Annotated in this window: 15 protein-coding genes; 5 read left to right on the forward strand and 10 right to left on the reverse strand. The window is 69.1% G+C overall.

Features of this window, described 5'->3' with window-relative positions; all coding sequences use genetic code 11:
* Positions 1-165: 165 nt before the first annotated feature.
* Positions 166-1,755 carry an AMP-binding protein gene (locus QQ657_RS00280; RefSeq protein WP_284739939.1) on the reverse strand — a complete coding sequence of 530 codons (1,590 nt, stop codon included), beginning with the start codon at positions 1,753-1,755 and terminating at the stop codon, positions 166-168.
* A 102-nt stretch (positions 1,756-1,857) separates the two neighbouring features.
* Between QQ657_RS00280 and QQ657_RS00285 the strand changes: the two genes are divergently transcribed.
* Positions 1,858-2,646 (forward strand): ribonuclease activity regulator RraA, encoded by a 789-nt coding sequence (locus QQ657_RS00285; protein ID WP_284739940.1) that lies wholly within the window; start codon positions 1,858-1,860, stop codon positions 2,644-2,646.
* Here the strand turns inward: QQ657_RS00285 and QQ657_RS00290 are convergent.
* The 5 genes from QQ657_RS00290 to QQ657_RS00310 form a co-directional block, all read right to left on the reverse strand.
* Positions 2,643-3,902, reverse strand: coding sequence for a mandelate racemase/muconate lactonizing enzyme family protein (locus QQ657_RS00290; RefSeq protein ID WP_284739941.1), 1,260 nt, complete (start codon positions 3,900-3,902; stop codon positions 2,643-2,645). The two genes, QQ657_RS00285 and QQ657_RS00290, sit on opposite strands and share 4 nt — an antisense overlap.
* Entirely contained in the window at positions 3,899-5,917 is a 2,019-nt protein-coding gene (locus QQ657_RS00295) for an ABC transporter permease (protein WP_284739942.1), read from the reverse strand. Before QQ657_RS00295 ends, QQ657_RS00290 begins: the two co-directional genes overlap by 4 nt.
* On the reverse strand, positions 5,914-7,350 hold the full coding sequence (locus QQ657_RS00300) for an extracellular solute-binding protein (RefSeq protein ID WP_284739943.1): 1,437 nt from the start codon (positions 7,348-7,350) through the stop codon (positions 5,914-5,916). Before QQ657_RS00300 ends, QQ657_RS00295 begins: the two co-directional genes overlap by 4 nt.
* Before the next feature lie 103 nt (positions 7,351-7,453).
* Positions 7,454-8,602, reverse strand: coding sequence for a Gfo/Idh/MocA family protein (locus QQ657_RS00305; RefSeq protein ID WP_284739944.1), 1,149 nt, complete (start codon positions 8,600-8,602; stop codon positions 7,454-7,456).
* Between the two features lie 53 nt (positions 8,603-8,655).
* Positions 8,656-9,402: a FadR/GntR family transcriptional regulator gene (locus QQ657_RS00310; protein ID WP_284739945.1), complete on the reverse strand. Its 747-nt coding sequence runs from the start codon at positions 9,400-9,402 to the stop codon at positions 8,656-8,658.
* Between the two features lie 73 nt (positions 9,403-9,475).
* Between QQ657_RS00310 and QQ657_RS00315 the strand changes: the two genes are divergently transcribed.
* Positions 9,476-10,633: a mandelate racemase/muconate lactonizing enzyme family protein gene (locus QQ657_RS00315; protein ID WP_284739946.1), complete on the forward strand. Its 1,158-nt coding sequence runs from the start codon at positions 9,476-9,478 to the stop codon at positions 10,631-10,633.
* 14 nt (positions 10,634-10,647) lie between these two features.
* Positions 10,648-11,115, forward strand: coding sequence for a hypothetical protein (locus QQ657_RS00320; RefSeq protein WP_284739947.1), 468 nt, complete (start codon positions 10,648-10,650; stop codon positions 11,113-11,115).
* On the opposite strand, the gene QQ657_RS00325 is transcribed toward QQ657_RS00320, so the two are convergent.
* Positions 11,085-11,762, reverse strand: coding sequence for a GntR family transcriptional regulator (locus QQ657_RS00325; RefSeq protein ID WP_284740424.1), 678 nt, complete (start codon positions 11,760-11,762; stop codon positions 11,085-11,087). The two genes, QQ657_RS00320 and QQ657_RS00325, sit on opposite strands and share 31 nt — an antisense overlap.
* A gap of 125 nt (positions 11,763-11,887) precedes the next feature.
* Between QQ657_RS00325 and QQ657_RS00330 the strand changes: the two genes are divergently transcribed.
* Positions 11,888-12,943, forward strand: a complete 1,056-nt coding sequence (locus QQ657_RS00330) for a YbhB/YbcL family Raf kinase inhibitor-like protein (protein ID WP_284739948.1) — start codon at positions 11,888-11,890, stop codon at positions 12,941-12,943.
* 46 nt (positions 12,944-12,989) lie between these two features.
* On the opposite strand, the gene QQ657_RS00335 is transcribed toward QQ657_RS00330, so the two are convergent.
* Together QQ657_RS00335 and QQ657_RS00340 are read right to left on the reverse strand one after the other, a co-directional pair.
* Positions 12,990-15,320: an SEFIR domain-containing protein gene (locus tag QQ657_RS00335; protein WP_284739949.1), complete on the reverse strand. Its 2,331-nt coding sequence runs from the start codon at positions 15,318-15,320 to the stop codon at positions 12,990-12,992.
* 103 nt (positions 15,321-15,423) lie between these two features.
* On the reverse strand, positions 15,424-16,839 hold the full coding sequence (locus QQ657_RS00340; protein WP_284739950.1) for an SEFIR domain-containing protein: 1,416 nt from the start codon (positions 16,837-16,839) through the stop codon (positions 15,424-15,426).
* Positions 16,840-17,054: 215 nt separating this feature from the next.
* On the opposite strand from QQ657_RS00340, the gene QQ657_RS00345 reads away from it, so the two are divergent.
* Complete coding sequence (locus QQ657_RS00345; protein WP_284739951.1) at positions 17,055-20,141, forward strand: NACHT domain-containing protein; 3,087 nt, start codon at positions 17,055-17,057, stop codon at positions 20,139-20,141.
* Between the two features lie 353 nt (positions 20,142-20,494).
* Here the strand turns inward: QQ657_RS00345 and QQ657_RS00350 are convergent, their stop codons facing one another.
* The gene (locus QQ657_RS00350) at positions 20,495-21,382 is read right to left on the reverse strand and encodes an NmrA/HSCARG family protein (RefSeq protein ID WP_284739952.1); all 888 of its coding nucleotides are present in this window, start codon (positions 21,380-21,382) and stop codon (positions 20,495-20,497) included.
* Positions 21,383-21,506 lie beyond the last annotated feature (124 nt).

The raw sequence follows: 21,506 nt of genomic DNA on the forward strand, positions 1-21,506 counted from the left end.
GCGCGGCGTAGGGATTTCGTCAAGAAACGCCGGGGCGCTCGTCAGGGTTGCGTCAAGTACCCGAGGGGCCGCTCGATGCGGGTGTAGGGCTTGAACCGGTCGGCTGTCTGGCACGGTGCTGCTCTGCTGTGGCCGTGAGCCGTTCCGGCGGAGCACGACGGAACCTCAGGAAACCGCCAGCGAGTCGCGGAGAACGTGCTTCTTGATCTTCCCGGAGCCGGTCAACGGGAATTCGGTGACGAACCGCCAGACCCGGGGCGTCTTGTGGGGCGCGAGCTTCTCTCGCACATGGGCGAACAGTTCCGCTTCGCCCACGGTCTCGCCGGGCGTGAGCCGGACAAAAGCGGCCACCTGTTCACCCCACTCCGGGTCGGGGACGCCGACCACCGCGACGTCCTGCACGGCCGGGTGGTCGAGCAGGACGTGTTCGATCTCGCGGGGGTAGATGTTCTCGCCGCCGCGGATGATCATCTCCTTGACGCGGCCCTCAATCCGGAGGTAGCCGCGCTCGTCCATGCTCGCGAGGTCGCCGGTGTGCAGCCAGCCCTCCGGGTCGATCGCTTCGGCCGTCTGGTCGGGACGGTCGAAGTAGCCGGTCATCACGTGGTATCCGCGGGTGCACACCTCACCGATCTCGTCGCGGGCACGCACGTCGCCGGTGGCCGGGTCGGTGATCTTGACCGCGCAGCCGGGCAACGGCCGCCCGAGTGTCTCCGCCCGGTCTTCGGGACTGTCGTCCAGGCGGGTCATCGTGATCCCGGGGGAGGCCTCGGTCTGTGCGTAGACGATGCTCATCGGCACCCCCAGCGCCGACTCGATACGCCTGACCAGCTCGGGCGGGACCGTCGCACCGCCGGCGAGGGCGTAGCGGACGGACGAGAAGTCGGTCCGGGGAAACCGCGGGTGGCCCAGCAGGGCCAGCAGCATGGTCGGGACCCCGCCGAACACCGCGCCGCGCTCGGATTCGATCAGCTCCAGCTGCATCCCGGGGTCGAACCACGGCAGCAGGACCTGGGTGCCCAGCGAGGCGATCGGCGCCAGGGTGGCCAGCACGCAGCCCGCGGTGTGGAACAGCGGCATCGGGTTGACGAAACTCTCGCCGGGCCGCATGTCCAGCGTCCGCACGTAGGACAGCAGCGCGTTGTTGGTGATGCCGCGGTGGTGCAGGACCGCTCCCTTGGGGGTGCCGGTCGTGCCGGAGGTGTACTGGATCTGCGCCGGGTCGTCCGGGCTCACCGCCGGCAGCACCTCGGTGGGGGAACGGGATCCGCGGAACGCCGGCCAGTCTTCGAACAGCACCGTCTCCCGCAGGTGCGGGAGGCCGGGGCGCACCCGGGCGAGCAGGTCCGCCATCGGGCTGCCGCGGTACTCCGCCACCAGGAAGACCCCGGCGGCCCGCGACTGGCTCAGGACGTGCCGGAGCTCGCTCTCCCGCAAGGCGGGGTTCACCGTCACCAGCGTCACCCCGGCGAGCGCGGCCGCCATCTCCAGCACCACCCACTCCGGAATGTTGTGGGCCCACACGGCGACCCGCTCGCCCGGCCGGAACCGGCCGAGCAGGGCCCGGGCCGCCTCTTCGGCTTCGGTCAGCAGATCCGCGTACGTCCAGCGGCGCCGGGCCTGCGGATCGGGGACGCCTTCGACCAGCGCGGTCACCGACGGCGCGCGCTCGGCTGCTTCACGGAGCAGGGAACCGACGGTCAGCTCGCGCACCGAGTCCGGGGCTGCCGCGGGTACCAGGGCCGGGTCCGGCATGGAGGCCTCCTCGAATCGGTTGCCGCCGTCGTGACCGGTCACGACAAGCCAGGCCGTGGTGAGTCGTCTTCGATCTCGCAACGGTTACAGGGGTACGCTCGGATGGAGATCGAAGTTCACGGTCAGCGCGGACCCGAGGGAGCCATCGACGTGGTCGAGACGCACGACATCGTTCGCCCGCCTGCCGAACTCAGCGCGGCCCTCGCGGCCATCGGCAGCGCGACCGCCAGCGGCGAGCTCAGCCGCATGGGCATCCGCAGCGCCTTCATCCGCGGCCCGGTTTCGGTGACCCCCGGCGTGCGCGTGGCCGGCCCGGCGCTGACGCTGCAGTTCCTGCCGAAGCGGGAAGACCTCTATCCCGTCGACGAGTACGAAGAACCGGAAAAGCAGCTGCACCGGCACGTCATGTACCACGCCCAGCCCGGCGACATGATCGTCGTCGACGCGCGCGGCGACATGGGCAGCGGTGTGTTCGGCGAGATGATGCTGACCTACTTCAAGGGCCGCGGCGGCCTCGGTGTGGTGGTCGACGGCTGCCTGCGCGACATCGGCGAGGCCAAGCAGCTCGGCCTCGGGCTGTGGATCCGGGGCGCCACACCGAACTTCCACGTCCAGACCGACATCGTCCCGGCCGCCGTCAACGTGCCGGTGGCGTGCGGTGGCACGCTCGTCGAGCCGGGCGACATCGTCGTCGCCGACGACGACGGCGCGGTCGTGGTGCCGGTCAAGCTCGCCCCCGCTCTGGTGGCCCACGCTCAGGAACACGCGGAATGGGAGGAGTTCTCCCGGATCCGGTTGAGCGAGGGTGGCGACATGCGGCTGTACTACCCGCTTTCGGACGAGGCCCGGCCCGAGTACGAGCGGTGGCGCGCCGAGCGGGGCAAAGCCTAGCTCCACAGCCGGTCGTGGCTCGACTCCTTGTCCCAGTGCGTCGTCTCGGCGAAGAACACCGGATCGCGCGGGTCGAGGTGGCGGCGCAGCAAGTCCTCGTTGACATCCCCGAACCCCAGGCCCGGGGTGTCCGGCACCGTGATGTGGCCGTTCCGGATCAGCGGGGCGGTGACGAGGTCGCTCCAGAACTCCACGTCGGCCGCGTGGTGTTCGAGGGCGAGGAAGTTCTCCGTGGCGGCGGCCAGGTGCACGCACGCCATCGTCGCGATCGGGGACGCCGCCAGGTGCAGTGCCATCGCGACCCCGCGCTCCTGCGCGTAGTCGCCGAGCCGCTTGGTCTCCGCGATCCCGCCCGCCGTCGCCGGGTCGGGGTGCACGACGCTGATGGCGCCGGCGTCCAGCAGCGGCCGGAAGCCGTCGAGCAGGTAGATGTCCTCTCCCGTGCACGTCGGGACGGCGACGGCCGCGGTGAGCCGGCGCCACTGGTCGGTCAGCTGCCAGGGGATCAGGTCCTCGATCCACGCCAGCGTGAACGGTTCCAGCGCGCGGCCGATCCTTATGCACGAGTCGAGGGCGATGTGGCCGAAGTGGTCGGCGGCGAGCGCGACGTCGTAGCCGACGACGGAGCGGACGATGTCCACATAGGACTCCAGATGGTCGACACCCTTGACGGTGACCTGGATGCCGGTGAACGGATGCATCGTCGTTACGTCTTCGCGGGCACCCGGCGGCGCGATCAGCGCCCCCGGCACGTCCCACAGCAGGTCGACGCCCACGTCCATCTTCAGCATCGTGAACCCGCGTTGCTTGCGCTCCAGCAGCCGGGCGCCCATCGCGTGCGGGTCCGATAGGGACGGAGTGTCGGCGTAACAGCGGATCTCGTCCCGGAACCGGCCCCCGATCAGCGCGTACGCGGGCACTCCGTACGCCTTGCCTGCCAGGTCCATCAGCGCCATTTCGACGCCGGAGACGCCGCCGCCCTGCCGGCCGTGGAACCCGAACTGCTTGATCTTGCGGAAGATCTTGTCGAGGTTGCAGGGGTTCTCCCCGACGAGCCTGCTCTTGAGCATGAGCGCGTAGGTGGCGCTGGCCCCGTCGCGCACCTCCCCGTAGCCGGACAGGCCCTGGTTGGTGTCGATCCGGATGATCGCCGAGCGGAACGGCACGCCGGCCAGGGTGGCCACCCGCAGGTCGGTGATGAGCAGCTTGCTCGGCCGGGACGCCGTGGCGACGTACTCCTCGGTGATCTCGCTCATCCCTTCACCGCCCCCGCGGTGAGGCCCTCGGTCAGGAACCGCTGCCCGAACCCGTACATGAGCACGACCGGGATGCTGACCAGCAGCGAGGCCGCGGCCAGCTGCCCCTGCGGCACGACGTCGCCGAAGATCATCGACTGCATGCCGACGGGCAGTGTCTTGTATTCGTCCTTGGTGATGAACACGAAGGCGAACAGGAACTCGTTCCACGCGTTGGTGAGCGTGAACAGCGCGACCGCGAGCAGGCCCGGTTTGGCCAGCGGCAGCACGATCCGGCGGAACGCCCCGAACCGCGTGCAGCCGTCGACCAGCGCGGCCTCCTCGAGGTCGGCCGGGATCGACTTGAAGTAGCCGACGAGCAGCCACGTCGCGAACGGCAGGGTGAACGTCGGGTAGGCGAGCACGAGCGCCCACAGCGAGTCGTTGAGCCCGATCCCGCTCATCAGCTGGTACAGCGGGATGAACAGCAGCGCGCCCGGCATCACGTAGGTGAGCAGGATCGTCACCGTGAAGCTTTCCGAACCCCGGAACTTCAGCCGCGCCAGCGCGTAGCCGGCCAGCGCCGCGCAGACCAGGGCGATCACGGTGGACGCCACCGACACCAGGATCGTGTTGAGGTACCAGGTGCCGAACGCCCGGCCCTCGAACAGGTTGGTGAACTGCTCGGTGCTCCAGGGCGTCGGCCAGAGGTCGTCGGTGCGTGCGACGATCTGGTCGTCGGACTTGAAGGCCGTGACCGTCATCCAGTAGAGCGGGGCGAGCACGAAGCCCAGCAGGCCCACGAGCGCGACCCCCGAGCCGGTGCCCCCGACCAGGCGTGCGGCCAGCCGGTTGCCGCGCGAGGCGAGCATGGAGACGAGCCGGCCGACGGCGGCCGCGAGCACCACGAACACGCCCAGCACGAGCGCGGCCTTCCAGATGATCTGCGGCGACGCCCAGACCAGCACGAGCACCGTGCCCGCGACGATCACCCACGGCATCGCCCGGCGCTGAGCCGGACTCAGCCGCCGGCGCCCCATATCGGCCGCGCCCGGCTGGTCGCTGCGGCGCATCATCCGCACGAGGATCACCACCAGGATGGCGATGATCGGCAGCATCACCAGCGTGACCGCGGCGCCCGCGCCCAGCTGCAGCTGCTGGATGGCCTTGGAGTAGGCCACCATCACGTACGGGGCGGTGGCGTCGCCCGGCCCGCCCTGGGTCATCAGCCAGATCAGGTCGAAGTTGTTGAACGTCCAGATAGACGACAGCAGCACCGTCACGATCATGACGGGGCGCAGCCCCGGCAGCGTGATGTGCACGAAGCGCTGCCACGGCGAGGCGCCGTCCACCATCGCCGCCTCGTGGAGCCCGCTGTCGATGGCCTTGAGCCCGGCGAGGAACGTCACCGTGAAGAACGGGATGCCCTTCCAGACGTTGACCAGGATGACCGCCGGCATGGCGAGCGTGGGATCGGACAGCCACTCCGCGGGCCACTTGTCGACGAGCCCCATCGCGGCGAGGGCAGGCCCGATCCCGGAGTCGGTGAGCAGGACGTTGACGCTGCCGAAGATCGGGTCGAGCAACGACCGCCAGGTGAAGGCCGTGACGACCGTCGGGATCACCCACGGCAGCAGGATCACCCCGGCGAGGATCGCCCGGCCGCGGCGCATGTGGTGCAGCATCAACGCCGCGATGAGGCCGAAGACCACCTTGAAGATCTCGGCGTAGGCGGTGAAGACGAACGAGTTGAGCACGCCTTTGTGGAACAGCGCGTCGCCGATGAGGGCGGTGTAGTTGTCCAGCCCGACGAAGACCGTGTCCGCACCGTGGCGTTCGGTGGCGCTGGTGAAGACCGAGCTGATGATCGGGACCAGGATCAGGCCGGCGACCAGCACCAGCGTCGGCCCGATGAACAGCGCGGCGAGGCGCCAGTCGCGCCCGAGCCGCCGCTGGGTCGGGGTGAGCGAGGACGACCCGCCCGGCGCCGGACGGGCCGGCGCCGGCGGTGTCGTCTTCGGACGCAGGACGGTCATTGCCGGTAGCCCTGTTGTTCGAAGATCTGCACGATCCGGGTGTGCGTCGTGGCCACGGCCTCGGCCGGCTTGGTGCCCTGGATGACCGACTGCATCATGTCGGTCAGCAGGTAGGCGGCGACGGCGGCCTGCTCGCCGGGGCTCGGGGCCTGGGGGAAGGCGTAGCCGGTCTTGATCTTCACCGGGAGCGGCGCGCGGGTCTGCTCCCGCAGCGCGGCGAAGGCCGGGTCACCGGTGGTGTAGTACGGGTCGGAGTCCCACACCTTGTCCCACGAGGGGTTGACCAGGCACGGCGCTTCCTTTGCCACACCGAGCAATGCGCTCCCGCCGGCCATGAACTTCGCCACCAGCTTGGCGAGGTCGGGGTTCTTGGCCCCCTTGAACACGACGAACGAGTTGGACTGGCCGTACGCGAGCGGCCGGTCGAGCGCCGGTCCGGTGGCGCCGTTGAACGGGTGGGTGTTGGCGTAGACCGGGTTCTTCTTGGTCTTCGAGTCGGCGTAGACGCTGAACTGGTTGAGCGTGAGCCCCAGGATCTGGGCCAGCCAGTTCTCGTTGTTGCTCGAGTCGGTCCAGCTGCCGATGCCGGGCGGCAGCATCGGCGCGTACTTCGGGTTCGTGTAGATGTCGCCGATGAACGTGATGGCTTCGACGGTCTCCGGAGAGTTGAACACCACCTTCGTGCCGGTGTTGTCCGCGATCGCCCCGCCGTAGGTGTTGATGACGTTCTGGATGAAGCCGTTGGCGTCGCCGGAGCGGTTCACCGTGAGGCCCCAGCCGAAGCGCCGCTTGGCCGGGTCGGAGACCGCCAGCGCGTTGTCGCGCAGCTCTTCCCACGAGTAGTAGGGCTTGAGCGGGAGACCCTTTTCCTGGTACCAGTCCTTGCGCAGGTACATCCCGGTCCCGATGAAGTGGTAGGGGATCGCGAACCAGCGCCCGTCGAACACGCAGTAGTTGGTCGCCTCCGTCGCGGGCTCCCCGTAAAGCGCTTTCATCTCGGTGACCACGTCGGTGACGTCGGTGAGGGCGCCGAGGTTGTGGAGCTGGCCGACGAACCGCAGGTCGCTCATGAAGGCCAGATCACGGTTGGTGCCCGCCTTCACTTCGGCGTCCATCTTCGCGACCATGTCACCGGCGTCGCCGGAGACCAGGTCGTTGCGGACCGTGGTGCCGGTGGCCTGCGCGAACACCTGCAGCGACTTGTCCAGTGCCTTGTTGGCGGCTTCCGAGTACAGCTTCTGCGAGAGCATCCCCACCGACCCGCCTCGCAGGGCGGCCGCCTGGTCGAGCAGCGCCTTGGGGACCTGGACGTCGACCTGCGGTGCGGGTGCGGGGCCGCTCCCGCACCCGGCGAGACCGAGCACGCCCAGCGCGCTCACCCCCGCGCTCATACCGAGGAACGTGCGCCTCGACAGGTCAGTTTTCTCTTCCATGACAAACTCCTCGTACCGACGGGGCGACGGTGCAACCGGCGGGGACAGCGAGGCGAGTGCCGCGCTGTGAGTCTTCAAAGCCGAGTCTTCGAAGCTGGGTCTTTCATGCGGCGAAGGACGCCGTACTGCTGATGCGTTGTCCTGGCAGCCCGTCGAACAACCCGGTCGCGCCGCGGGGCCGCCACAGCGGTACCGGGCCCGCGCCGGGCACGGGGTCGAGCGCCAGTGCGGCCGCCCGTTCCGCGGAGTCGAGCGCCCGCTGGACGACCATCGCGTTGGCCACGCTCTGGGCGACGCTGCCGACCGGCCGCGCTCCGAACTGCACGGCATCGGCGAAGTCGACGAGTTCCGCGCGGTAGCCGTTGTCGCTGCCGCGGAAGACCGTCGTGTGGGCGGTGGCGTCGGAACCGCTGCGGGTCACGCTGCGCTCCGACTCGGATCCGGCGAGCACGAGCACTCCTTCGGTGCCGTACAGCCGCATGTCGTTGGGTTCGGGCGGCAGCGGGATTTCGGGGTAGGACGCGGTGTAGTTGCCGATGGCGCCTCCGGTGAAGACGAGGTTGAGCGCGAGGTCCGACGGTGCGTCGATCGTGCTGTTGGCCGTCTGCACGGCACCGTGCACCCGCGCGATGTCGCCGCAGAGCAGCCGGATCTGGGCGATGTGGTGCACGCCGAAGTCGAGGTGCACACCGCCGCGGTACTGCGGCCGGTGCCGCCACGGCGTGCCGGTGAACCCGCCCTCGCGGGGCACCACCCGGCCGGCGTGCCGCCACGCCATCAGGTGCGGGCGGCCGATCGCGCCACTGTCGAGCAAGGCGCGGGCGTAGCGCAGATCGTCGCGGTAGAAGTAGTTCTCGCCCATCACGAAGGTGCGGTCCGGATGCCCGGCCGCCAGGGCGAGGAAGGCCTCGGCCTGCTCCGCGTCGACGCCGGCCGGCTTCTCGCAGAGCACGTCCTTGCCCGCCGCGAGCGCGTCGCGCGCCACCTCGTACAGGTGCGGGATCGGCACCGAGATCAGCACGGCGTCGACGTCGCCGCGAGCCAGCAGCGCGGCCCGGTCGGCGGCGGCCAGGGCCGGATCGGTCCCGCTGTAGCGGGCGAACCTCGTGCTCTGCTCGGCGGAGGAGTCGGTGAACGCGGTGACCGCGAACCGGTCGGCGAGCGTGCGCAACGCCGGCCAGTGCAGCTTTTCGACCGCGAGCCCGGTGCCGATCAGCCCCAGCCGGATCGGCGGGATCGCGGATGCTGCCATGCCTCGTCCGTCCTCGTCATCGGTTCCGGAGCTCGGTCGTGCAGGGGGTGTGGCTAACGCCGCCGGGCGGCCCGCTTGCTTCGCTGCTCCTTCTCCGCGAGGAGCGTGGAGTAGTTGTTGCTCAAGTGCTTGCGCATCGCCGCGCGGGCGCCCGAAGGATCGCGCGCCACGAGCGCCTCGTAGATCTCCGTGTGCTGGGCGGTGGCGCGGTGCAGCCCGGCCGGCGCCTCGTTGGTGAGGCGGCGGCTGGCCGTGCCGAGCCAGCGCGCGGAGTACATGATCCGGTCGAGGATGCGGTTGTCGGCCGCCCGGCAGATCTCCATGTGGAACTCGTGGTCGACCTCGAGGTAGGCCTCGGGATCCGCCTCGAGCGCCGACATCCGCTCGATCTCTTTCCCGAGCCGGGCCAGCGTCTCGTCGGTGATGCCGGTCGCGGCCATCGCGGCGAGTTCGGGCTCGAGCAGCACGCGCATCTGGTGCAGTTCCTGCAGCAGCTCGTCGACGATCTCCGTCGGCAGCCACTCGATCAGCAACGGGTTCAGGTAGTCCCATTCCGCGCGGGGACGCACGACGACGCGGCGGCCCTGCGCGACGTCGACGATGTCGAGCGAGGCGAGGATCTTGAGCGTTTCCCTCGCCACCACACGGGAAACGCCGAACTCCTGGGAGATCTCGAGTTCCGACGGCGCCCGGCCGTCCTCGATTTCGCCCTTGACGATGCGCCGGGTCAGGTGGGCCGCCACCTGCACCGGAAGAGTCCGGACCTTGACAGCGTCCGGAGACTCTTGTCTCCTTGGCATGTCATCAGCTTATAGGACAAGTTAGACATCGCGACAGACCCGTTCTTCGGCACTACGCAGCGGCAGGAGAGCAATGCGGATCGTGAACGTCACGACGGCGGTGGTGGCCTACCACGGTCAGGCCACGCTGGTGCGGATCGACACCGACGAGGGCCTCAGCGGGTTCGGTGAGGCGAATCCCGACGCCGGCGCGGGCGCCGTCGTCGGGATGATCGACTCCCTGAAGCCGCTCCTGATCGGCGAGGACCCGCGCAACGTCGAGCGGTGCTGGGAGAAACTGCGCCGCAGCAAGGTTTTCGCGGGTGCTCAGAGCGGCGTGTTCGTGATCGCGCTGTCCGGGATCGAGCTCGCGCTGTGGGACCTCGCGGGCAAGGCCGCGGGCCAGCCCGTGTATCGGCTGCTGGGCGGGAAGTTCCGCGACCGGATCCGCCTCTACGCCGACTGCGGCGACGGCGACGACCCGGCGGGTTCGATCGCCGGGTGCGTCGACCGGGCCCAGCGGATGGTCGCCGAAGGCTTCACCGCCATCAAGTTCGACATCGACAACCTGCGCCACCCGGCCAAGTTCGACGATTTCAACCACACGATCAACGCCGCCGAGCTGCGCTCGATGGTCGAGCGCGTGGCCGCCGTCCGGGAGGCGATCGGACCGGACGTCGACCTGGCCATCGACCTCCACGCCCGCTACGACGTGCCGAGCGCGTGCCGGATTTCGCAGGAGCTCGAGCCGTTCCACCTGATGTGGCTGGAGGAACCGCTGCCGGCGGAGAACATCGACGCGCTGGTGCGGGTGCGGGAACAGACCCGCACGCCGATCTGCGCGGGCGAGAACCTTTACCTGCGCTGGGGATTCCGCGAACTGCTCGAACGCGGCGCGGTGGACGTCATCGAACCGGACGTGCCGAAGTGCGGTGGCCTCGCGGAAGCCAAGAAGATCGCCAACCTCGCGGAGCTGCACTACATTCCGTTCGCACCGCACCTGGTGTCGACGCCGCTGGGCACGATGGCCACATCACACCAATGTGGAGCGATCCCCAACTTCCTCGTCCAGGAATGGCACGCCCTCGAGGAGCGCGAGGTGTGGGACAGCTACGTCCACGCCCCCGACGGCAGCGGCTCGATCGTGAAGGACGGTTACATCACGCTTCCCGACACTCCCGGCATCGGGGTGGAGCTCGACATGGACGGCGTCCGGGCCCATGCTGTCGCGGGCTACGGAGTGTTCGAGTAGGGGGAGCCGATCCGGTGTCGACGGTCGATGAGCTGAAGGCCGGGCTGGCCGGGCTGGTCTCGGCCAGGGTGACGGCCTTCAGCAGGACGGTGAACATCGCCGAAGTCGGCTTCACCCGCGGCGGCGTCGAAACCTGGCTGCACGCACAGTGCCCGTTCCGGGTGACTCGCGGCGAGTCGACCTGGTTCGGCACGGTGGACATGGCTTACCCCGCAACGGCCGACGCCGACCCGGACGAGGCCTACCGGACGAACGAGACGATGTTCGACAAGCGGGCGCGTCAGGTCAGCGAGCGTTTCCGGTCCGTCGAGTACGTCGTCGAAACGGCGACCTTGGGCGGGGCGGGGACGGTGACGCTGTCGCTCATGGGGTCCGTCGCAATCGAGGTCTTCCCGGCTTGCGGCGGCCCGATCGAGCAATGGCGCCTGTTCGAGCGGGGTTCCGACACTCACTACGTGTTCCCGGGTGCCGCGGACCGCTGACTTGCCCGGTCCGGAGGCAGGGTGAGTCCGGCCGCGGTCAGGGTGAGGTGCCGCACCAGCGCCTCGGCCGCGGCGTCGGCGTCGCGGGCCAGCGCCGCCTCCTCCAGCCGGCGGTGCTCGCCGACGTGGTCGCGGGCGGGGGTGCGGTGCGCCGACCAGCGGCGGGCCAGCTCGCTCGCGGTCCACATCCGGTCGAAGGTCTCCAGCAGGACCGGGTTGCCGCACCCTTCCAGCAGCGTGCGGTGGAAGACCCGGTGGGCTTCCGACCAGGCCGCGCTGTAGTAGGCGCCCTCGTCCGGCTCGAACGGCGGAGTGCGGGCCAGGCGGTGGTGAGCGGCCCGGACGCGGGCTTCCCAGTCGATGTCGCCGCGTTCGACAGACGTGCGCAGCAGCACCGGTTCGATGATCCGGCGGGCCTCCATGACCTCCTGCCACCGGCGGTCGGAGAAGGCCGGGACGGCGAAGCCGCGGTTGGGCAGCCGGTCGGCGAGGCCGTCGCCGACCATCCGCACGAGCGCTTCGCGCACGACGGCGAGGCTCACGCCCTGCCGGCCGGCGAGGTCCTGCGGTTTGAGCGCCTCGCCGGGCTTGTGGTCGCCGCGCATGATCGCGTCCTTCAGGTGCTCGTAGACCTGCTCGGAGAGCATCTGCTTCTTCGACGAGGGGGAGGTGCGGGCCGTCTCGGGCATGATGACAGCATAGACGATCCGGAAGATAATCGATTATCTGTGTTATGGTCGATCTGTCAGATCGGCTTGAAAGGAAGCACGCGATGAGCGCCAACGACCCGTTCGCCCGCCTCCCGGAGGCGGCATCCTTCGCGGTCACCAGCAAGACCGTCACCGATGGCGCCGCTTGGTCACCCGAGCAGTTTTCCGGCATCTTCGGCGTCCCCGGCGGGAAAGACATCTCCCCGCAGCTGTCCTGGAGCGGCGCCCCGGAAGGCACCAAGAGCTACGCCGTCACCGTCTACGACCCCGACGCCCCCACCGGGTCCGGGTTCTGGCACTGGGCGGTCGCCGGCATCCCCGCCACCGTCACCGAGTTGCCCGAGGGCGCCGGCGACGACACCGGCTCGGGCCTGCCCGAGGGGGCTTTCCAGCTGCCCAACGACGCCCGCGCGGCCCGCTTCATCGGCGCCGCCCCACCGGCCGGGCACGGCCCGCACCGCTACTTCGTCGTGGTGCACGCCCTCGACGTCGAGTCCGTCGAGGTCCCGCCCGACGCCACCCCGGCGTTCCTCGGCTTCACGATGTCCTCGCACACCCTCGGCCGCGCGGTCTTGACCGCCACGGCGGAAACCCCTCGCACGGAAGAAAGCCTCGAACGGATCGAGGTTTCCCGGCTCATCCCCGCCCCTGCAGACGCCATCTTCGCGGTGCTGACGGACCCGAAGGGCCACGTGGACATCGACGCGTCGGGAATGCTCATCGACGCCGAAGGGGAGCGAGTCAAGCAGTCCGGCGACCGATTCCTGGTCCACATGGACCGGGAAGCCCTCGGCGACGTTCCTCTGGGCAAGTACGACGTCGAAGTGGTCATCACCCGGCTCGTCCCGGACGAGGAGATCGCCTGGACGGTCGAAGGCCGCGTCCGGCCGCATGCCCGGCACATCTACGGCTACCGGCTGGAGCCGGCCGAGACCGGCACCCTGGTCACGTCGTACTACGACTGGTCGGAGATCAGCGAGGAGTGGAAGGAGCGCATCACGTTCCCGGTGGTCCCCGAGTCCGCACTGAAGGCCACGCTCGGAATCCTCGAGCGCACAGTCCGGCGTCGGGCAATTTTGGGCGCTTTGCCGGTTCCTCCGTCCGGTGACGCTCGGTAGATTCTCGGGGCGGAACGGGCGGAACGGGCGGAACGGGCGGCACCGGCTACGCCGGGTCGTCCAGGTTCCGTTGCAGGTGCTGGTGTCGGAACTGGTAGACCGCTCCGTACTGGCGGAGCACGCCGCGGTCGCGGGCATCGTCCAGGAACCCGAACAGCCGCCACGGCAGCTTGCCGCGCGCGGCAAGCACGAGCCGGGCCACGGTGAATCTGGCGTACGCGCTGAACAACATCCACGCGGCGCCGTAGCCGAGGGCGATCCGGACCGCGTGGTCGACGCCCAGCACGGCGAACACCGCCGCGATCGCGAGCATGGTTCCGGTCCCGGCCAGGACCACCTTTCGGTCCGCGCGGAGGGTTCCGCCCGGGCTCGTCGGGCGCTTGAGATCAGCGAGCACCACCACGCCGTCGCTGCGGCCGTGGCGTTGCCGGTGCCACAGCTTGCGTCCGGACCACCAGACCAGGAACCCGCCGCCGAGTACGAGCGTCGTCAGCGTCAGTGCCGCGCGGAGGTTGAGCACGAGTCCGGTCGCGATGCCCCGGCCGGCGATCAGCAGCGCGAGCACGCCGACCACGAACAACAGCGCGCTCCCCAGCAGTTTCGCGAAGTCGCGCAATTCGGCGCGCACCTTATGCGTCGAACTGTCGAACGCGTGCGGGGTTTCGATGTCGGTCACGTTGAAGTAGGCCAGGTACCACGAGTTGCCGGCGGCCAGCCCGACCACAGCGGCGGCCACCAACCCGGGCACGACGCCGACCGCGCTGAGCAGCCCGAAGCCCAGCACGGCGCCCGCCACGACCCGACAGGTGGGAGCGACCCACGGGAGGGAACGATCGAGCTGCCACCACGCGATGTCCGCTGCCCCGGTCGAGGCGAGGTTGTGGGCGAGGTGCTCCAGCCAGCGCTGCACGGTGCTGTGGTGCACTCGGGCGAAGGCCACGTGGGGGCGGCGACCGGGGTAGTCCGGATAGACCCCGCGGACGAGGTGCTTCATCAAGTGAGCCTCGATCGAGTCCCAGTCCGGGAAGCGGATCCGGTCGCACAGGTCACCGGGATCGCGGCCGAGTTCCTGGTGGACCACGCGGATCAGCCACACCACGAGCGGCGTCGGCGCGGGCTCCGCACGCAGCCGGGCGAACAGCGGGGCCAAGCGGGACGCGCCATGGGGCACGGTCTCGGCCAAGTACTCCTCGACGTCATCCCGGCCGAGCGGCAGCAGTTCGGCATGGGTGGCGCGCGCCAGCCCGATACCCGCAGCGTCCAGTTCGCGGTACTCGGCCAAGCCGCACGTGACGATCAGCGGAATCGACGACCCCAGACGGTTGAGCGCCGCGATCGCCTCGGCCCTCAGGTCCTCCGCGATCGTCTCCAGGCCGTCGAGGACGGGCAGCACCAGGCCCACCTCCAGCAGCGCGGACGCCAGCGTGATGCGCGTCCCGTCGACCCAGCGCACGGTCCGGCCCAGCCGGTGGTCGCGGGCCAGCCGGCGAGCGAGCCAGTCGAACGCGTGCAGCTCACCTGGGTGCCAGTCGGTGACCGGGACCAGCACCGGCACCGGGTCGCCCCTGGTCCACCCGTCCAGCAGATCGGACACGAGCCGGATCGCCGATACGCTCTTGCCGGATCCCGGGCGGCCGAGCATGAGCAGCCGCCGGGACGGCACGTCCCGGCGGAAGAACGGCCCGAGCCGGTCGAATTCGCCGTCATCAGTGCGCCATCGGGTGGCGAGCGGGCGCGGGTCGTCCAGGCCGAGCCGCCTGGACTCACCTCGCCACAGGTCGGCGACCGCGCCCGCGAGGCCCTCCGCAGCCTCGACCAGTACTCGGCTCAGGTCCGCGCTCAGCACTGCCGAGCGGAACAGCCCGTCTTGTTCCGTGATCGCCGGATCGGCGCGTGGTCCCAGTTCCGGCTGGACGCGGCGGGGCTGCCCGGTCAGCACACGCAGCAACTCGTCGAGTTGCTCGGGGACTGCGTATCGGGTCGCGGAATAGGGCTGGAGGAACGCCGGCAGGTCGTCAGCGGAGCATCCGGGCAGGACGACCGGAAGGATCTTGGCCAGCCACTGAGCCCGGTCCGCGGCCAGGTGCTCGCGCAGCATCGCGAGTTGGAACCGGGCGTGGTCGTGCGGACCGCCGTCCGATGCGGCCAGCCGCTTGTACTTGGGGGAGCCGATCGCGAGCACGAAGTCACCGTGCTCGATCTGGTCCACCGCCCATTCGAGCCAGTCCCGCCGCTGATCGCGCTCCCACAGATCCAGGCGCACGTCGATGCCCAGTTCGCCGCGCAGTTGTTCAGCGAACCGAACGACGGTGTCGGTGTGTCCGCCAGAGTCACCGGCGTACGAGACGAACACCCGGGGACATCGCGTGGGCGGCACGTCGACCGATTCTAGTGCCGCCGCACGGGGTCGGGGCGGGACCCCGGACTTCCGCCGCGAGACCCGCGAAAGTGGCGGCCGCGGCGGACCGGAACTGTCCAGTTCAGCGGTTTCCGTTGCGGAAGACCTCGAGCAATCGGATCGTCAGCTCCTCGGCGACCACGTCGGGGTGCCCGACGACGTCGTCCCAGCGCAGCCGTTCGTCCGCCGGGAGCCGGATCTGATCGCGCTGGTGTAGCGACATCTGCACGCTGGTGCGGTTTGTGTCACCAATGGAGCCTTCCCAGACCGATGTGGCCGGCTCGATACCGATCGTCGGCACTACGTACGGCGGGTGGGGTATGTCCAATTCGGCGAGGAGGGCCAGCAATCCGGTGACGCGGCCGGCGACGTCGTCCGCGTCCAGGACATAGCCGATCTTGGCTTTCGGCAACGGCAGCCATGCGCTGCATTGGCCGCTGCGGAGTACCGCTACGCCAGAACCCGCGAGGCCATCGGTAGTGGCAACGACTGCGGTCTGGTCCGATCGAGGAGTCACCCCGTCGGTGTCAGCGAACAGGCCGTGGCCGCGGCCCAGCGAAGCCAGTGTGGTGCCGACTCGGCGGAGGCGGCCGGCCGGCAACGGGTCGCCACCATCGGGCACGATATGGAGTTCCACCATCGCGGCACGCTGCGCGCCCCAACGATCGTCGAGCAGGGTCGCACGCCAGGTCACGGCGATCGGCTCCGGCAACACCGACCAGTGTGGTGCTGACACGGCCGGCTCGGCGGCCCGAGCGAACGCCGAGGGCGGCAGCGTGGATGGCAGCGGTGGCAGGTCCGGCACGGCGCCGAGCGGCGGCCGGACTCGGCTGGGTTGTCCGGTCAGCGTCCGCAGCAGGTCGTCGATGCCTGCGTCGGTCAACTCGCTGATGACGTAGTGGTCGGCGCTGAAAGGCTGCAAGAAGAGGGGGATCTCGCCGATGCTGTGGCCGGGGAGCACCACCGGCAGCAGCTTGCGAGTCCAGGCAGGGCGGTCGTGGTGGAGCTGGTCGCGGATCACCACGACCTCGGACTGCGCGCCCGGGTTGTTCGTCGTGGCGATCAGGCCGTCGCCGACCCGCTGGTAGTCGAGCGATGCGACGATGATCACGAAGTCGCTGTTCATGATATGCCCGAGCGCCCAGGAGCCCCAGTCCTTGCGGACGGGGTCGGCCCACTGGTCGAGGATGACGTCGATACCCTTCCTGGTGAGTAGTTCTGCCAGCGCGAGCACCGCGTCTTTGTGGTCGGCCGAGTCGTGGGCGTAGGAGATGAACGCCTTCGGTGCCTGCGCGGGGCCCCTGTCGTTGCCGGTCTGGGCGCCGTTGGCCGGTAGACCAGGTCCAATGGGCATGAGGTGGTCGTCGCCCTTCTGTGGCAAACCGGCCAGTACTGCGCTGGCCGAAGGGATATCGAGATCGCGGTCGCCGGTCAAGCGGTCCGTGCGGCCGATTCTATCGAGACTGTCACTCAGGTCCCGTCCGCGATGATCGTTCACGATAGGACGCTTCCCATTCTTGCCGGGTCAGAGGTTTCGTACCGCCGGTGAAGAAGCAACGCGTCGTCGACCTGGACAGCGCTGTACAACCGCCGGTGTCCGGCTTGTCCAGCCGGTAGTATCGCGGACATGTCTTCGGCGGTGCTGGCAACTCTCATCGCGCAATCCGCAGCCAAAGCCGTCGGCGGTATGGCGGTCCGAGCGTCGGCGCCCGCGTGGAAAGCTGCGGCGAAGAGGCTCCGTCCCGCTCCGGCGCCGGTCAGGCAGTCGGCGAGCTGGCGAGATGTCAAGCTCGTGCGCGCGCAGCAGGCCGCGATCTCCACGTACCTGCAAGGGCGTCTGTGCACCGGCCTGCTGGAGATATTCGCCTATCTGGAGATGACCGGAGAAGGCCCGGACACGGCGGAAGAGTGCGACCGGCTGGGGGAGAGCTTCGTCCGGGAGCTCGTGGACAAGCTCGATCTTCCCGATGCGCAGGAAAACGGATCGCCGAGTCCCTCTGGTCCGAGCTGTGCGCGTGCGTGCGCCTGCAGCTCCAGGAACTGCGTGAAGAGAATGTCTTCACCTCCGATGATTTCCTCTACGCGACAAGCCTTCGCAACCTCGGCGGGAGCCCGCCCGCCGAGTCCTCACTGGCGTCCGCGGTATCCGAGCGATGGGCTCTTTCGGGCCAGCGGCAACGGGCTTCCGCTGCCCACGCCGCCGTTCGCGTGATCCGCCAGGCGATGCGAACGCGGTACGCCATGATGGTGATGCCGCACTCGCGTGATGACCACCGAGTCCCCATCGAGCAGATCTACGTCGCCCGCTTGCTGACTCCGCGACCCCACTTCCAAATGGTCAAGTCCCGTCGAGCGCGCCCCGGCGCCGACGAACGATCGGATACCGGCGGCCCGGCAGAGGCCGTCGAGGACTTCGCGGCCGCAGCTGCGAACGACCTGGCGCCGCTGGCGGAGTCGGAGATGGCAGACCGGCGTTTCGTCGTCGTCGGCCACCCCGGGGCCGGCAAGAGCACCTTCATCCGCAACCTGCTCCATCGTGTCGCCTCGCGCCAGGACGACGAGACGCCGATCGCGCCGATGGTCGTCGAACTCAAGGACCATCAGGCGCCGACCACCTCCTACCTCACCATCTTGGCCGACACCCTGCGCGTCGTGGCGCAGGCCGAGTTCGGTGCCGACACCATCCGGGACATCCTTTTCCTGGGGCTCGGCGTGATCGTTTTCGACGGCCTCGACGAGATTGAAGAAATCGACATGCGGCGTTCGACGGTCGCCGGGATCGAGGAGTTCTGCCGACGCTATCCGCTCGTCACGGTAGTGGTGACTTCCCGCGAGGAGGGCTACCTCCGCGCCCGTCTCGACCCGGCACTCTTCCCGGTCTACTACCTTCCCGACTTCACCGACGAGCAGCTGGAACTGTACGTTCAGCGCTGGTTCCGGATCGTCGCTCAGCCGAGGCACTTCGAGCCCGGCGACCGGGTGCGGAACTTCCTCGAGGACAGCGTGCACGTCGCCGATCTGCGGACCAACCCGCTGATGTTGTCGCTGCTGTGCATGATCTACGAGTACGACGGGTTCATCCCGGAAAACCGGCCGCAGGTGTACGAAGAATGCGCCGAGCTGCTCTTCGAACGATGGGACCGGATGCGCCGCGTACCTATTTCGTTCAAGTCGAACACCAAGACGCGGTACTTGATCCAAGAGCTCGCGTACAACTTCTTCAACCAGGGAAGCGTGCAGAGCGGACTTCCCGAAGGAAGGCTGAAACAGAACATCAAGGACTACTTCGAGCGCAACGTCGTCGACGACGCCGAGTCCGCTTCTCTGCAGGCTCAGGACTTCCTGGACTTCTGTGCCGGGCGGGCTTGGCTGCTGGCACAGACCGGAACCTCCGAACGCGGGGAACGGCTCTTCGGATTCACCCACCGCACGTTCCTCGAGTACTTCGCCGCGTGTTTCATCGTCCGCCACTGCAACAGCGCACGCGACGTCATCGGCATGATCCGGCCGCTGATCCAGTTCAACACCAGCGAAGTGGTCCCCCAGATTGCGATCCAGCAGTTCGACGCACGACGCGCCGACGGCATCGACGACTGTCTGGAGCTGCTCGTGCTCGACCGGTCGGATGCCGACCGTCGCGTCCAGGTGGAGTTCGCTCTGCGTTCGCTGCGGTTCATGCGCCCGAGCCCGAGAGTGCTCGATCGGCTCTACACGGCCGCGATTCTGCTCTACACCAGAACCAGGGACACCCAGCTGCTGGCGCTGCTGCTCTCCTGTCCGCCGGACACCTTCCCGACAGCTCGGCGAAGTTGCCGGGCGATCCTGACCGGGAACGTCGCCGTGAACGCCGAGTGCGGCGCCGCCATCGTCGACGAGTTGTTCCAGGTGGTCGCCGACGGGACGGTGCCCGCCGAACTGGCTCGCCGCCTGGAGTCCCAGCCGGACGCGCTGGCCGGGACCGTGGTCGGCCTCGCACCGAGGATCGCGTCTTCCCATCCGGGCGTGGTCGTGGAGCTGTGCCGTCGTGACCTGGTGCCGATGGAGCGATACGTCGAAGCCATGGGAGCTCGTGGGCTGCTGTCGGTGCAGCTGCACGGCACGCCCGATGAGACACCAGGTCCGCTGGTGGGCCTGCTCCGGCGATTCTTCTCCGCCGGTGAGCTCGATCCGGATCTCCATGCCATGCTCGCGCGGATCGCCGCGTCGCCGGCCTACGTGCTCCCGCTCCGCTGGCTCGTGTTGATGGAGCTTGCCGACATCGGCAGGCTGTCCGAGGCATCCGCGCTCTCCGGATCCTTCGGGCACGACGAGCCCGAAGCCGAGATCACCCCGCTGTCGGCCGAGATGCGCCCCATGTTCGACGACAAGTCGGCGCTGGCCGAACTGCTCGCCTCGGACGAGGTACCGGACGAGACGACTCCCGCGGCGCTCGAGCCGCGGGCGCCGTTCGAGCCGGCAGCCGTGCGCCGTCAGTTCCCGATCGGACGGGACCTTCCCCCGTCGTCGACCGGGTTCTACCTGCTCTTCCTGGCGACGATGCTCGCCGCCTACGAACGTGCCCCGTGGCTCGGTGAGAGCCGGTCAGGCACGTGGCACATGATCGGCTCTCGCTTACCCGGGTTCAGCGATCTCATGATCCCTCTCACCCGAGTGGACAAGGCCGGGCAGCTGACGCTGAGCCGTGACGAGCTGGGAGCCTGCGTCATCCGGTTCGCCCCGACGCTGAACTGCAGCCCGGAATGGCTCGCCTGGTTCGACGCGTGGAAGAAGGAGGAGGCCGAAGCCTTCGTTCGCCACTGAATGGCGGCTTCGGCCCGGTAGCTCCCTGCTGGACAAGCGAACTCGGTGAAGGTCGCCGAGAAAGCTTCGTCCTCCAGTGCGATGTGTGCGACCGATGTCCACAAGAGACGGTACAGGCCGCCGCCCCGGTCAAGACGGTCATCTCGGTGGGTGACGCCGCCGGGCGCGGTGGCTGGCGGCGGTCCGGCCGCCGGTGTCCGGAATCTCGGCTGCGTCGCCGTTGTTCTGGCGCCGCAGGGCCTCGGCGACGATCTCGTCCTTGGACCGCCAGTGAGCGGCTTCCGTGCGCCGCTCGGTCCGGTCGCGCGGGTGTACGTCGTGGGGGCCTCCGGGTCCGGAGGCCCCCACGCTGGTCATCGATTCGCGGCCGGGACCGTCCAGCCGCTGGAACGGATCCAGGTGGGCAGGTCCCACACGCTCGGCTCGATCGTCTTCGCCGCTTCGAAGTCGGCCTGGTAAGCGGGCGTCTCCGCGAACCAGCGGAACATCGCCTGCGCGTCCTCGTCGTCCCCGAGGACCTGCAGGGGAAGGGCTTCGTACCGGGCCGGGAGCCCGGCGTGCGCGCCGAACGCGGCGGCGATCTGGCTGCCGGTGAGCTCGTCGCCCGCGATTTCGATGGTGCCGCCGGCAGCCTTCGCGGTCTCCAGCAGGAACGCGGCGCTGATCTGCCCGATGTCCCGCACGGCGATCAGCTGCAGCGGGACGCCGTCGGGCAGCGGCCAGCGCAGCACGACCTCGCCGTTCTCGACGCTCGGCCCCATGCCCGCGAAGTTGTCCATGAAGGCGACCGGGCGGACCACCGTCACCCGCAGGCCGGACTTCTCGAGGTGCTCCTCCACCCGCCGCTTCGTCTCGAAGTGCGGCACGCCCGAGTCGCGTTCCGCGCCACCGACCGAGCTGTACACGACGTGCGGTACGGCCGCGGCGACCGCCGCGTCGGCGAGGGCGACGCCCTGCGGCGTCTCGGCCGCGATGTCGGCGGCGGAGGTGCTTTCGGGTGTGGTCATGAAGAAGAACGCGTCCACTCCCTCGAGTGCGGCCGACAGCGAGGCGGCGTCGCCGATCTCGACGCGCGCGAGCTCGACCCCGCGCGCGGCAAGTGCCTGCGCCCGGTCGGAGCCGGGGTTGCGGACGAGGGCGCGTACCTGCGCACCCCGGGACAGCAGCGCGTCGATGACCGCCCCGCCTTGCTTGCCCGTACCGCCGAAGACGGCGATCGTGCCGGACGGCTGTGTGTCCATGATCCTTCTCTCTTCGTGCTCACCAATTGTGAGGCTCCATGAGCTCACTGTTAGTTCCTGATGTGAACTATAGTAGTTCTTGTCGTGAACTTCCGCAAGGTAAGCTGACGCGAAGCGAAGGGAA

Source organism: Amycolatopsis ponsaeliensis, assembly GCF_030182635.1.
Taxonomy (GTDB): domain Bacteria; phylum Actinomycetota; class Actinomycetes; order Mycobacteriales; family Pseudonocardiaceae; genus Amycolatopsis; species Amycolatopsis ponsaeliensis.